The organism is Plantactinospora sp. WMMB334 (assembly GCF_049179095.1).
In the GTDB taxonomy this organism is placed as follows: domain Bacteria; phylum Actinomycetota; class Actinomycetes; order Mycobacteriales; family Micromonosporaceae; genus Plantactinospora.
On record NZ_JBMHME010000002.1, the window covers coordinates 4,701,668 to 4,714,980 of the forward strand.

Genomic DNA, 13,313 nt, shown 5'->3' on the forward strand with positions numbered 1-13,313 from the left:
GTACGGGTCCGGGCCGTCACCGCGCGGGTCCGTCGCGCAGTTCGCGTACCCGCGCGTCGATCTCGGGGCCGTGGCCGTCCACCTGGAAGAGCTTGTCCCGGCTGGCCGCCCCGGTGCGCAGGCTGACCGCCGCCGGTCGCAGCCGCAGCGCCTCGGCGAGTGCGCGCCGGGCCGCCTCGGTCGCCCGGCCGTCCGCCGCCGGTGGATGCACCGCGATCACCAGTGCCGGACCGTGCGGCCCGTCGAAGCGGCCACCGACCCGGGCCCGGGACGCCCCCGGCTTGACCCGGACCGCGACCGTCCTCGCTCCGGGCGCCGTCACAGTGTCCGGGCCGGTTCACAGGGGTGCTGCCGCGCACCGGCCGGAACTCTCCGCACCTCCGGTACGTCGACAGCTTCCGGTACGTCGACAGCCGCCGGCGCCGCCGCGCGGTCAGCCCGGGCGCGCATCGCTGAGCAGGGCGGTGTCCGGCTCGCATCGCCCGCACGGGGTGAAGCCGAGCTCCACGGCCTCGCTCACCGGAAGCGGTTCGCTCTCCCGTCCGGCCAGATGTGCACAGTCCGCCAGGTGGTAGCGCGGCCGGCCGTCGACCACGTACACGTCCTCCAGCAGGCCGGCGACCAGCGCGGCGTCGGCCTCGGAGACCGGCTGGGGCGCCGGCTCGTCCGCCGGGACCTCGTCCGGCTCGCCCCGCCCGGCCGGAGCGGCGGGCGGCTCCGGCGAGTCGGCTGGTTGCCGCCAGCCGGTGTCGTCGGCGCCGGCCCGGGTGGCCTGGGCGGGGATGGTGGCCTCGACGGGCTCGGTCAGCACCGGTCCGCCGCCCGCCGGGAACGGTTCGGCCGCCCCCTCCCGGCTGTTGCCCGCCAGGCGGGGGTCGGTCGGGGGCATCCGGGTGCTGGTCGGTGGCTGGCGCCGGCGCGGCTCGCCGCCCGCCCCGCCGCCACCGGGTGCGATCAGCCCGTTGTCAGCGGGCCCCTCGGGAGCGAAGCCCGCCGCGCCCCGGAACCCGGCGGCCTGGCGGGCGCCCACCACCAGCGCGACGGCGGCCAGCAGGCTGACCGCGATCGAGCTGATCAGCAGGCCGCTCGACCCGCTGGCCAGGCCGAGCACGAGCAGCGCGACGGCGGCGAGGATGAGCACCAGACTGCCGACTATCACGGCTCACTCCCGACGCATCGGTTCCGGTTCGTCCGCCCGCGCTGGTCCCCGCGGGGATCAGCGCCCGGTCTCCAGCGCGCTGGAGCGCCCGCCCCCGCCGTACGAGTTCGCCAGCCCGGCGGTGGCGAGGCCGGGAGTGCTGCCACCGGACCGATTGCCGTCGGTCCGGGTCATCTCCACCTCAAGGCCCTGGCCACGACCGTCGAGATCGCGCAGCTGGCTCTCCAGGTATGCCTTGAGCCGGGTGCGGTACTCCCGCTCGAACTGCTTGAGCTCCTCGATGTGCTTCTGCAGCGCGGTCCGCTTGGCGTCCAGGCCGCCCATCGCCTCCTGGTGCCGCTGGCGGGCGTCCCGCTCCAGCGCGTCGGCCTTGGCCCGCGCCTCACGGGTCACCTCCTCGGCCTTGGTGCGCGCCTCGGAGAGGAGCTGGTCCGCCTCGCGGCGCGCGTCGGAGACGTGGTCGTCGGCCGTCCGCTGCGCCATCATCAGCACCCGGAGCGCCTGCTGCTCGCCGTCGGGGCCGCCCGGCACCGGGCCGACCTGGGCCCGGACCTGCTCCAGCTCGGCCTGCATCGCCCGGGCGGCCTGCTCGGCCGCGGCCTTGTCGCGCTGCACCCGGTCGAGCTGTGCCTTGACGTCGCTGAGCTCGGCGGCCAGTCGTGGGTCGGGGCCCGGGCCGGCTGGCGCGCCGCCACGGCCACCGCGCTCCACCTGGGCACGCAGCTCGTTGTTCTCCTCGATCAGACGGGCGAGCTCGCGCTCGACCTCGTCCAGAAACGCGTCGACTTCCTCCTCGTCATACCCCCGCTTGCCGATAGGCGGCTTCTTGAAGGCGACGTTGTGGACGTCGGCCGGGGTCAGCGGCATCGAAACTCCTCGGGTCAGTTGCGGCCGCGCGGCACGCTGGTCACCAGGTTGTTGACCTGATGATCAACGGCCCTAACACGAATCTCATCAGCACGAACAGGATAACCAGGAGCACAAGGGAGGCCAGGTCGATGCTCACGGTACCAATTCGCAATGGCGGGATCACACGCCTCAACGCCTTGAGGGGCGGATCAGTGACGCTCCACACCGATTCCATTCCCGCCGCCGCCCCCCGGCCGGGTTGCCAGCGGCGGCCGTACTGCAAGACGGCACTTAGGACAAACCGGGCCAAAAGCACCAGGAGGAAGACGTAGACAACCAGGTACAGGACCTGAAACAGGATGGGCAGAAACACGGCAGGCGGATCCCTCGGTCGGGCTAGCTCAGGCTGAAAAACCCACCCTCAGCGATCTTGGCCTTGTCCTCCGCGGTGACCTGGACGTTAGCCGGTGAGAGTAGGAACACCCGGTTGGTCACGCGCTCGATCGTACCCCGCAGGCCGAACGCGAGACCGGCCGCGAAATCGACCAATCGGCGGGCATCCGCCTCATCCATCTCGGTGAGGTTGATGATCACCGGCACGCCGTCCCGGAAATGCTCCCCGATGGTGCGCCCCTCCCGGTAGGTGGTGACGTGCAGCGTGGTGATCTGGTAGCGCTGCTCCGGCTGCTCGACGGGGACCGGCCGCTCGCGCAGCGGTGCCTGCGGCGCCAGGGCGAGGTTGTCCCGGGTCTGGTAGGTCAGCCCGGACGAGGACTCGGCGCTGCTCGGTCGGCTGATCGACCGTACGCTCGAACGCTCCGTGCGGTCACTCCGCTCCGGACGGTCACCGTCGGCGTGGTCGCGCTCGGCGGTGCGGCCGACCGTACGCTCGGCGAGCCGGCTCCGCTCGCCGGCCCGGGGTCGGGGCGGCGGCGGGTCGTCCTGCTCCTCGTCCTCGTCGGCGAACTCGTCGGCGTACCGGCTCTGCCGGTAGCGCGACTCGCGGTAGCCACCCTTGTCGTAGCCACCGTCGTCGTAGGCCCGCTCGTCGTCCTCCTCGACGAGCCCGAGCCAGACCCCCGCCTTGCGCAGTGCACCCATCCCGCGCCCCTCCGTCCGCCGTGCGACACACACCCCCCGTGCCGTGTCCCCTGTCACGCGCGTGAACACTGCAGTGCCCACCGGCCTGAGGCGGCAACCCCTGGCCCGACCGTGAAACCGGTCTCACCCCGACCCCCACCAGGTGGGGATGTCGCCTCAAACAACACTGATGTAGTTTGGTGTCCGGTTGCCAGGCTACCGCAGCGTGCTACGCATTCCGAGCAACGCGCTGCCGATCCGTACATGTGTCGCGCCGTAGGCGATCGCCGCCTCCAGGTCACCACTCATCCCCGCCGAGACGACCATCGCACCCGGATGCTCGGCCCGTAACCCGGCCGCGACCTCCGCCAACGTCGCGAACGCCGGCTCCGGGTCGGCGCCGAGCGGCGCCACCGCCATCACCCCGGCCAGCCGCAGCGAGTCCTGGCCGGCGACGGCCGCCGCCACCTCGGCCACCCTCCGGCCCGGATCGCCGCCGGTGACGAGTGCGCCACCCCGGTCGGCGGCGCCGTCCAGGTTGACCTGGACCAGCACCTCCAGCGGGTGCTGCCGCTGCCGCCGTGCGGCCTCGGCGAGGGCGCCGGCCAGGCGTACGCTGTCCACCGAGTGGACCAGGTCGGCGTAGCGGACCACCGAGCGGGCCTTGTTGCGCTGGAGCTGCCCGACGAAGTGCCACCGCACCCGGGCACCGGCCGCCGCCACCTTGGCCGCCTTCGGTGCCGCCTCCTGGTCGCGGTTCTCGCCGACGTCCCGCACGCCGAGCCCGGCCAGCAGCGCCACGTCGCCGGCCGGGTAGGTCTTGGTGACCGCGACCATGGTGACGCCGGCCGGGTCGCGGCCGGCCGAGGCGCAGGCGGCGTCGATCCGGGCGCGCACCCGGGCCAGGTTGGCCGCGAGCTCGGCCCGGCGGGCGTCCGGCGCAGGGAGGGGTGGCTCGGTCATTCGGTGACGTCGGTCCTCTGGTGGCGTCGGTTGCTCGGCGGGTGGTTCCTCGTCGCCGGGTGGTTCCTCGTCGCCGGGCTGGTCCGCTGGCGGCTGGCTGGTCCGCTGGCGGCTCAGGAACCGTTCTTCAGGAAGTCCGGCACGTCCACGTCGTCGAAGAGCACCCGGCGCGGGGCCTGTACCGGCGGCGGGGGCGACGGCGAGACCGGCGCGACGTGCGGCGGTGACGGTGGGTTGACCTTGCGGGCCGGGTCGACCGGCTTGTAGGCCGGCGCGCCACCGTCGAAGCCGGCGGCGATCACGGTCACCCGCACCTCGTCGCCGAGCGCGTCGTCGATCACCGCGCCGAAGATGATGTTCGCGTCCGGATGCGCGGCGTCGGTGACCAGCTGCGCCGCATCGTTGATCTCGAAGAGGCCGAGGTCGGAGCCGCCGGCGATGGAGAGCAGCACGCCCCGGGCGCCGTCCATGCTCTGCTCCAGCAGCGGGCTGGAGATCGCCGCCTCGGCCGCCTCGACCGCCCGGTTGTCCCCCCGGGCGCTGCCGATGCCCATCAGCGCGCTGCCGGCACCGCTCATCACGCTCTTGACGTCGGCGAAGTCCAGGTTGATCAGACCCGGAGTGGTGATCAGGTCGGTGATCCCCTGCACACCGGAGAGGAGCACCTGGTCGGCCTGGCGGAAGGCGTCCATCATGCTGATGCCCCGGTCGCCGAGGGCGAGCAGCCGGTCGTTCGGGATGACGATCAGCGTGTCGCACTGGTTGCGCAGCTCGTCGATGCCGGCCTCGGCCTGCACCTGCCGCCGCTTGCCCTCGAAGGAGAACGGGCGGGTCACCACGCCGATGGTCAGCGCGCCCAGCTTGCGGGCGATGTTGGCCACCACGGGCGCGCCGCCGGTGCCGGTGCCGCCGCCCTCGCCGCAGGTGACGAAGACCATGTCGGCGCCCTTGAGCACCTCCTCGATCTCGTCGCGGTGATCCTCGGCGGCGTTCTTGCCGACGTCCGGGTTGGCGCCCGCGCCCAGCCCTCGGGTCAGCTCCCGACCCACGTCGAGCTTGACGTCGGCGTCGCTCATCAGCAGGGCCTGCGCATCTGTGTTGATCGCGATGAACTCGACGCCCTTGAGCCCGACCTCGATCATCCGGTTGACGGCGTTGACGCCGCCGCCGCCGATGCCGACGACCTTGATGACCGCCAGGTAGTTGTGCGGAGGTGTCATCGCCGGTCCTTCCCTTCGATCTCGGCGGCCGCCACCCCGCCCGGCGATCCGGCCGGAGCGAGGCCGACAACCATCCCGTACGAGGAGGCGAAGGGTAACCCTCACCCTCTACTAGAGGCTTACAGTTATGTCAACCATTGATCCTCTCGGGGCAAGGTATGCGGACGCGCGGCCGAACCCAAGGACCTGCGCGGCGTGTCGGCACGCCCACCGAAAACGACACGGTCGACCGGACCGGCCGGGACGCCACCGCACCGACCGGGTGGTTGGTCCGCCCGGATCAGCGGATCGTCACCACGTCCGGCGTCCGCACGTCGATGGTCTCCCCCTCGCGGGCCAGCAACGAGGTCGCCACCTGGGCCTTGGTGTCGCTACGCGAGGCGTCGCCCCAGAGCACCGTACGGCCGCCGCGCAGCTTGACGACGATCCGGGCCGGACCCTCCACCACCAGCTCGGCGAGGCGCTCCCGCAGCTCCGGGGTGAGCGCGGCGAGCACCTCCAGCGCGCCCCTGGTCGCGGCGTCGTCCGGACCGGGCGTGCCGAGCCGGGCCAGCGGCAGCCCGCCCGGACGGTCGGCACGGGTCTGGAAGACCACTCCGGAGGCGTCGACCACCAGGTAGCGCCGGTTCTGCGGCACCACCGCCACCGGGGTCCGCTCCACCACCTCGACCCGCAGCGTGTTCGGCCACTGCCGGGAGACCGTCACCCGGGCCACCGGGGGCAGCTCGGCGACCCGGGCCCGGACCCCGCCGAGGTCGATCCGGGCCAGCGGCACGCCCTCGGTCACCCGTACCGCCTGGCGCACCTGGTCGTCGGTGACCAGCTCGGTGCCGACCACCCGCAGCGTGCGGAAGCCGAAGACCGAGGTGCCGTAGACGATCCCGGCGCCGGCCAGGGTGAGCACGAGCACCCCGGCGAGCAGCGTCCACGGCAGCGCGGCGCGCAACCGCCGCTGCCGGGCCCGGCGGGTGAACCGGCGTACCGACGGGGGCACCGCGTCGGTGCCGGCCCGGACCAGCCGCCAGCCCCGGTCGCCGCCGCGCCCCGTGCCGGTACGTCCCGCCCCGGACCGGGTGGTGCCGGCGCCGGGACCACCCGGAGCAGCCCGGCCGGACCGGCCCGCGCCGCGTCCACCGGCACCCCGGGCAGCCGGTGGGCCGCCGCGCCGACCGCCCGGAGCCGGACCCCCGGCCCGGCCGCGCGGCGCGCCCGGGCTCATCCGGCGTCGCTGGCCGCCCCGGCGCCACCCGGCGCCCGGGTGGGACCGGCCGCCGGTTCGGGGGTTGAGTCGCCGGCCAGCGCGTCGAGCAGCTCGTCGCCCATCAGCGAGATCGGCGGCGCGCCCATGGTCACCACCACGTCACCCCGGCGGGCCCGACGGACCACCTCGGCCGGTACGTCCTCCCAGGAGGGCAGGAAGATCTTCCTGTCGGCGGGCAGGTCGACCGCCTCGGTGAGCGCGGCACCGCCCTCGCCGGGGGCCCGCACCTCGCCCGGCCCGAAGACCTCCAACACCACCACCTCGTCGGCGATGGCGAGCGCGGTGGCCAGCTCGGCCTGGAGATCCCTGGTCCGGTACACCCGGTACGGCTGGAAGACTACGATCAGCCGGCCGTCCCCGGCCACCTCACGCAGGGTCTTCAGGGCGGCGGTCATCGAGGTGGGGTGGTAGGCGTACTCGTCGTAGACCTGGACGCCGGCCACCACGCCCTTGCGCTCGAAGCGGCGGCGCACCCCGGGGAAGGAGGCGAGCGTCGAGGTCACCGAGTCGATCCCGAGCCCGAGCCGGGCCGCGGTGAGCACCGCCGAGGCGCTGTTCAGCCCGAGGTGCGCACCGGGCACCGGCAACCGGATCTCGCCGAGCGACTCCCCGTCCAGGAGGGCGAGATAGCGTACGCCGCCGGCCGACGAGACCAGCTCGGTCAACCGCAGGTCGGCGTCGGCGGAGGTGCCGTAGGTGTAGACGGTCCGCCCCTCGGCGCGCAGCGTCTCGGCCATCCGGCGGGTGCCCGGGTCGTCGGCGCAGGTCACCACGAACCCCTCCGGGTCGGTCAACCGGGCGAAGTCGGCGAAGGCCTCCTCCAGCCCGGCGTAGTCGCCGTAGGTGTTGAGGTGGTCCTCGTCGATGTTGGTGACGATCGAGACGTAGGGCCGGTAGAGCAGGAAGGAACGGTCGCTCTCGTCGGCCTCGGCGACGAAGTATTCCCCACTGCCGTGGTGGGCGTTCGAACCCACCTCGGAGATCTCGCCGCCGATCACGAACGACGGGTCCTGGCCGGCGTGCTGGAGGATCAGGGTCACCATCGAGGTGGTGGTGGTCTTGCCGTGGGTGCCGGCGACCGCGATCGTGCGCCGCCCGGTCATCGCGGCGGCCAGCGCCTCCGACCGGTGCAGCACCCGCAGCCCGCGCTCCCGCGCGGTGACCAGCTCCAGATGGTCCTGCGGAATCGCGCTGGAGTAGACGACGGTGTCGACGCCGTCCAGGTTGGCCGGGGCGTGACTCATGTGGATCGTGCCACCCAGCGCCCGGAGCCCGGCCAGCGCCGGCCACTCCCGCAGCTCGCTGCCGGAGACCCGCAGGCCCCGGGTGAGCAGCAGCCGGGCCAGCCCGCTCATGCCGACCCCGCCCACCCCGATCAGGTGGATGCTGCCCAGGTCTTCGGCGGCCAGCGTGCCGGCCGGGCTGAACTGCGCGGTGTTCATGACACCAGCCTTCCACTCGGTGACCGTCCGGTCTGCGGGTTGCCGTCGACGACCGACGACGATCCTCCGGTCGGGGCGGTCGGGCCGCCGGTCGGCGGCACCGGGGCGATCGGGCCAGCGGTCGGCGTCACCGGGCCACCGCCTCGTAGACGAAGTCGAGCAGCGCCTCGTCGCCGTCGCGCCGGCCGTACGCCGCCGCGGCGGTGCCCATCGCGGCCAGCCGGTGCGGGTCGCGGATCAGCGGGATGACGTTCCGCTCCACCCAGGCGGCGGTCATCTCGGCGTCGTCGACAAGCAGGCCGCCGCCGGCCTCGACCACCGGCAGGGCGTTGCGCTTCTGCTCCTGGTTGCTGTGCGGGTACGGCACGTAGACCGTGGGCAGCCCGATCGCCGCGACCTCCGCACAGGTCATCGCGCCGCCCCGGCCCAGCATCAGGTCGGCGGCGGCGTAACCCAGCTCCATCTGGGAGAGGTAGGGCAGGGTCACGTACGGCACCGGAAGGTCGGGCGGGACGGTGACCGGCTCGTTGCGGGCGCCGATCACGTGCAGCACCTGCACCCCGGCGGCGGCAAGCGACTTGGCCGCACCGGCGACCGCCAGGTTGATCGAGCGGGCGCCCTGCGAACCGCCGGCCACGAAGAGGGTCGGCAGCTCCGGGTGCAGGCCGAACTGCGCCCGGGCGGCGGCCCGGTCCGCGGCCCGGTCGAGGGTGGCGATGCCGCGCCGCAGCGGCACCCCGACCACCCGGGCGCCGCGCAGCGCCTCGGCCTGGGCCGGCTGGTGCGGAAACCCGACCGCCACGTGCTTGCTGAACTTCATGCCGAGCCGGTTGGCCACCCCCGGCGGCACGTTGACCTCGTGGATCACGATCGGCAGCTCCCGGCGCCACGCCGCGAGGTACGCCGGCACCGAGACGTAGCCGCCGAACCCGATGACGACGTTGGCGTCCACCTCGTCGATCACCTTTCCGGCGGCCCGGGCGGCTTTCCACATCCGGTCCGGCGTACGCATCAGGTCCATGTTGACCGACCTCGGGAGCTGATATGCCGGGATCTGCCGCAGATCGTAGCCGTGCGGCGGAATCAGCTCGTTTTCCAGCCCCTTCGGGGTGCCGACGCAGGTGATCCGTACTCCGGGGTCGTGCCGGCGCAGGCAGTCGGCGAAGGCCAGCAACGGGTAGATGTGCCCACCCGTGCCTCCTCCCGCTAGCACCACCGACCGCAGCGGACCCATCAGCGTCTCCTCTCGCTCGCCGTACCGGCGCGCCCTCGTCTCGCCCGGGCACCCGCCGGCCCGGTCTCGGTCTCCCGCCGCCGTCCCGTCCCGGAGGGTGGTTCCCCGGCGGCCGGAGGAAGCTTCCCACGGCGGCGCGCCGAGGGAAGCGGCGGCAACGGGGCCCAGAGTAGCCGTACCCATCGGGGCGCCGGACGGGCATGCAGGGCCCGCGCCGCGTCCGGTTCGGCGCGGGCGAACGAGGCGAGCATGCCGACCGCGGCCAGGGTCACCACCAGGGCACTGCCGCCGTCGGAGATGAACGGCAGCGGCAGCCCGGTGATCGGCAGCAGCCCGACCACCCCACCGATGTTGATCGTCGCCTGGCTGACCAGCCAGACGGTGGCGGAGGCGGCGGCGAGCCGGCGGAACGGGTCGGCGACCCGGCGGGCGATCCGCAGCCCGGTGTACGCCAGCACGGCGAAGAGGGTCAGCACCACCGCGCAGCCCACCACGCCCAGGTCCTCGGCGAGGATGGCGAAGATGAAGTCGTTGTGCGCCTCGGGCAGCCAGTTCCACTTGAGGCTGCTCTTACCCAGCCCCACCCCGAACCAGCCGCCGTTGTCGATCGCGTACCTCGCCTGGAGGTATTGATAGCAGTCGGTAAGGCCGCACTCGTCCGGCGGCGGCGGGTCGAAGAACATGGTGAGCCGGGCCAGCCGGTAGTTCTCGGCGTCCTCGTCGCCGGAGCCGGCACCGATCGAGGCGGCGGCGACCAGCAGCCCGACGCCGACCAGGCCGAAGACGGTGAGGGTGGCGAAGACCCGCTTGCGGATGCCGGCCGTCCAGAGCAGCCCGACCACGACCGCGAGCAGGCAGAGCATGGTGCCCAGGTCGTTGTAGCCGACCAGCAGGAAGAGCAGGCCCACCACCGGGAAGAGCGGGGTGGCCAGCTCCCGCCACCAGCCCAGCGCGGCGCCCTTGCGGGCGATCATGTCGGCGCCCCAGAGCACCAGGCCGAACTTTGCCAGCTCCGAGGGCTGCACCTGGATGGGGCCGATGTAGAGCCAGAGCAGCCGGGCCTCCAGCGGGCCGAGCGTGGCGTCCGCCTTGCCGTTGAGCTTGTCCCAGAGGTGCAGGGTGTCGAGCACCACCAGCAGCACCACGGCGACGCCGAGGGTCGGCAGCCCGACGGCCCGGAAGGTCCTGGCCGGCAGCCGCTGGCAGATCCAGAAGGCGACCAGCCCGATCAGGGCGAAGAGCGCCTGCTTGGCGAGGGCGGCGAAGGCATTGCCGTCGGCGGCGTACGCCCGGACACTGGTCGCCGAGAAGACCATCGTCAGCCCGATCAGCAGCAACAGCCCCGAGCTGGAGATGAGCAGGTAGTAGGAGGCGAGCGGCCGGGCCAGCAGCCCGCGCAGCACGGCGAGCCCACCGGCCACGTCGACCCCGGCCGGTGGCGCGGCTTCACCCGGCTGCGGGCCGCCTCCCCCGGCCGGTTTGGTGCCGCCGGCGGTGTCGCTACGGGCGCCGCCGCGGCGCGCGGGCGGGTCGGCGGAGCGCCCGGAGCCTCTCCCCGCGCCACCGTCCCGGGACTCGCCGGTGCCGGCGGGCCGGCCTGGCTGCTCGTCGATCACCGCGCCGCGCCTCCGTCCTCCCCCATCCGCCCATCATCGACGCTGGTCCGGCCGCCCCGACGCAGGCGACCACCCGGCGTGTCGCCCAAACCAACCCCGGCGTGTCCCCTCCCCCCTCTCCCCCACCCCCCACCCACCCACCCCTCCTCCCCACCCACCCCCCTCCACGTCAAGATCGCAGATCTTGGAAGGAGATGGTCGCTATCACGACCTTCCGCTTCCAAGATCTGCGATCTTGGCTGGCGAGCGTGGGGGTGGGGGTTGGGGGGGATTTGGGGGTGGGGGTGGGGGTGGGGGGGATTTGGGGGTGGGGGGCTAGACGAGTAGTTCCGATGTCAGGGGTCGATGTCTGGGCATGAAGAGAGGGCATCCAAGATCATGTTGTGACGCAAGACCTGGACACCCTCCTGACCGCACTGTACGTGAAGATCGACGACAGCATCCGCACGCCCCGGTGGCGGGGTCGGCCACCGCTGCTGACCGACTCCGAGCTGGTGTGCCTGGCCGTGGCGCAAGTGCTGCTCGGCGCCCGCTCGGAGGCGCACTGGATCCGCTACGCCCGTATCCATCTGGCCGGCATGTTCCCCTACCTGCCGCAGCGGCCGGGTTACAACAAGCGGTTACGCGCCGCGCTGCCGCTGATCAAGCGAGTGATCAGGGATCTGGCCCGGGACAGTGACTTCTGGTTCGACAACCACTGGATCGTCGACTCCACCCCGGTCCCGTGCGGCATGTCCCGCCCGACCGTGCACCGCTCGGACCTGGCCGGCTGGGCCGGATACGGCTACTGCGCCTCACATTCCCAGTTCTTCTGGGGACTGCGGCTGTACCTGGTGTGCACCCCGACCGGGATGCCGATCCTGTGGGCCCTCGCGAACCCGAAAATCGGCGAACGGGAGGTCCTGGCCACGATGCTGCAGGCCGAGGCCGGTGTCGTCGCCGAGCACGACAGGATCCTGCTGATCTCGGACAAGGGCTTCGCCTCCAGGCCGTTCGAGCGGCAGCTGGCCGAACAGGGCATCGAACTGCTGCGCCCCGCCCGCAAGAAGGAGAAGGCCCGCTACGGCGAACCGATGCTCAAGAAGGTCCGCCAGCTCATCGAGTCCGTCAACGACACCCTCAAAGGCCAACTCGACCTGGAAGAACACGGCGGACGCACCTTCACCGGTGTAGCCGTGCGGGTGGCTCAGCGTCTCCTGGCCATGGCCGCCGCGATCTGGCACAACAACAAGACAGGAGCACCCGTCACCCGGTCACTGATCGCCTACGACCACTGACCGGGATTCGGAACTACTCGTCTAGGTGACGGCGGTGAGGAATTCGCTGTAGAAGAGGCCGAGGGCGATGGCCACGCCGATGCCGGCGATGATCCAGAATCGGACGACGATGTTGACCTCACTCCATCCGGCCAACTCGAAGTGGTGTTGCAGGGGCGACATCCGGAAGACCCGCTTGCCGGTGGTCCGGAACGAGATGATCTGGATGACCACCGACATCGTGATGATCACGAAGAGCCCGCCGAGGATCAGCAGCAGCAGCAGGGTCCGGGTGGCCATCGCCATTCCGGCGATCAGTCCGCCGAGCCCGAGCGCCCCGGTGTCGCCCATGAAGATCCGTGCCGGTGACGTGTTCCACCAGAGGAAGCCGACGCATGCCCCGGCCGCCGCCCCGGCGATCAGGGCGATCTCCAGCGGGTCCCGCACCTCGTAGCAGTACGCACCGCCCCGGGCGTAGTCGGTGTCCGCGCACCAGTGCCGGTACTGCCAGAACGCGATCAGGGCGTACGCGGCGAGCACCATCACCGAGGCACCGGTGGCCAGCCCGTCCAGCCCGTCGGTCAGGTTCACCCCGTTGGTCGTCGCCATCACCACGAAGATGAAGATGACGACCGAGGCGACCTTGCCGACCTCCAGCGCGTTGATGTCCCGGATGAAGGAGAGCGCGGTGCTGCCGACCGTCACGTCCGCGGTGCTGGGGAAGTAGAGGGCGATCACCCCGAAGACCGCACCGACGAGTATCTGCCCGAGCAGCTTGCCCCGCTTGTTCAGCCCGGCGCTGTTGCGCTTGCGCACCTTGAGGAAGTCGTCGAGGAAGCCGACGGCGCCGGAGAAGACCATCAGGCCCAGCAGCACCAGTGCGGTGATGGTCGGGGTGACCTGCGCGATCTGCGCCTCGGGCAGGGTGGTCAGCGCGAGGTGCCCCGCGACGTACGCGAGCACCGTGGCCACGATGAAGACCACGCCGCCCATCGTCGGTGTGCCCTTCTTGCCCTGGTGCATCACCGGGCCCTCGGCGCGGATCGGCTGCCCGGCCTTGAGCCGGGTGAAGACCTTGATCGCGACCGGTGTGACGAAGAGCGAGATCAGGAACGCCACGAAGATGGCGACGATGACCGCCCTCACGCCGGAACGCCTTCCGTCGCGCCGCAGACCGCGACCACGCGCGTGGCGACCGGGCTCCGGGAGCCGTCGACCGCCGCGACCGGGCCG

13 protein-coding genes are annotated in these 13,313 nt (G+C 72.4%); 1 reads left to right on the forward strand and 12 read right to left on the reverse strand.

From position 1 onward, the window contains the following. Positions 1-16 precede the first annotated feature (16 nt). From ACN27G_RS19980 to ACN27G_RS20030, 11 genes are all read right to left on the reverse strand, one after another. A complete protein-coding gene (locus tag ACN27G_RS19980) occupies positions 17-322 on the reverse strand; it encodes a DUF167 domain-containing protein (RefSeq protein ID WP_421494301.1) in 306 nt (101 codons plus the stop codon). 111 nt (positions 323-433) lie between these two features. Beyond that, complete coding sequence (locus tag ACN27G_RS19985) at positions 434-1,159, reverse strand: hypothetical protein (RefSeq protein ID WP_421494302.1); 726 nt, start codon at positions 1,157-1,159, stop codon at positions 434-436. A gap of 57 nt (positions 1,160-1,216) precedes the next feature. After that, positions 1,217-2,026, reverse strand: coding sequence for a DivIVA domain-containing protein (locus tag ACN27G_RS19990; RefSeq protein WP_421494303.1), 810 nt, complete (start codon positions 2,024-2,026; stop codon positions 1,217-1,219). Positions 2,027-2,066: 40 nt separating this feature from the next. Beyond that, the gene (locus tag ACN27G_RS19995) at positions 2,067-2,375 is read right to left on the reverse strand and encodes a YggT family protein (RefSeq protein WP_421497393.1); all 309 of its coding nucleotides are present in this window, start codon (positions 2,373-2,375) and stop codon (positions 2,067-2,069) included. A 29-nt stretch (positions 2,376-2,404) separates the two neighbouring features. Continuing rightward, positions 2,405-3,109, reverse strand: a complete 705-nt coding sequence (locus tag ACN27G_RS20000) for a cell division protein SepF (RefSeq protein WP_421494304.1) — start codon at positions 3,107-3,109, stop codon at positions 2,405-2,407. 195 nt (positions 3,110-3,304) lie between these two features. Then, positions 3,305-4,051: a YggS family pyridoxal phosphate-dependent enzyme gene (locus ACN27G_RS20005; protein ID WP_421494305.1), complete on the reverse strand. Its 747-nt coding sequence runs from the start codon at positions 4,049-4,051 to the stop codon at positions 3,305-3,307. A gap of 113 nt (positions 4,052-4,164) precedes the next feature. Then, on the reverse strand, positions 4,165-5,271 hold the full coding sequence (gene ftsZ, locus ACN27G_RS20010; protein ID WP_421494306.1) for a cell division protein FtsZ: 1,107 nt from the start codon (positions 5,269-5,271) through the stop codon (positions 4,165-4,167). A 280-nt stretch (positions 5,272-5,551) separates the two neighbouring features. Continuing rightward, positions 5,552-6,490 carry a cell division protein FtsQ/DivIB gene (locus ACN27G_RS20015; RefSeq protein ID WP_421494307.1) on the reverse strand — a complete coding sequence of 313 codons (939 nt, stop codon included), beginning with the start codon at positions 6,488-6,490 and terminating at the stop codon, positions 5,552-5,554. Further along, a complete protein-coding gene (murC, locus tag ACN27G_RS20020; RefSeq protein ID WP_421494308.1) occupies positions 6,487-7,974 on the reverse strand; it encodes a UDP-N-acetylmuramate--L-alanine ligase in 1,488 nt (495 codons plus the stop codon). The genes ACN27G_RS20015 and murC overlap by 4 nt, the downstream gene beginning before the upstream one ends. A gap of 127 nt (positions 7,975-8,101) precedes the next feature. Beyond that, positions 8,102-9,208, reverse strand: coding sequence for an undecaprenyldiphospho-muramoylpentapeptide beta-N-acetylglucosaminyltransferase (gene murG / locus ACN27G_RS20025; protein WP_421494309.1), 1,107 nt, complete (start codon positions 9,206-9,208; stop codon positions 8,102-8,104). Then, positions 9,208-10,629: an FtsW/RodA/SpoVE family cell cycle protein gene (locus tag ACN27G_RS20030; protein ID WP_421497394.1), complete on the reverse strand. Its 1,422-nt coding sequence runs from the start codon at positions 10,627-10,629 to the stop codon at positions 9,208-9,210. The genes murG and ACN27G_RS20030 overlap by 1 nt, the downstream gene beginning before the upstream one ends. A gap of 578 nt (positions 10,630-11,207) precedes the next feature. Here ACN27G_RS20030 and ACN27G_RS20035 point away from each other — a divergent pair. Continuing rightward, positions 11,208-12,101 carry an IS982 family transposase gene (locus ACN27G_RS20035; RefSeq protein ID WP_421494310.1) on the forward strand — a complete coding sequence of 298 codons (894 nt, stop codon included), beginning with the start codon at positions 11,208-11,210 and terminating at the stop codon, positions 12,099-12,101. Between the two features lie 21 nt (positions 12,102-12,122). On the opposite strand, the gene mraY is transcribed toward ACN27G_RS20035, so the two are convergent. Continuing rightward, positions 12,123-13,226 carry a phospho-N-acetylmuramoyl-pentapeptide-transferase gene (mraY, locus tag ACN27G_RS20040; RefSeq protein ID WP_421494311.1) on the reverse strand — a complete coding sequence of 368 codons (1,104 nt, stop codon included), beginning with the start codon at positions 13,224-13,226 and terminating at the stop codon, positions 12,123-12,125. Positions 13,227-13,313: the final 87 nt, after the last annotated feature.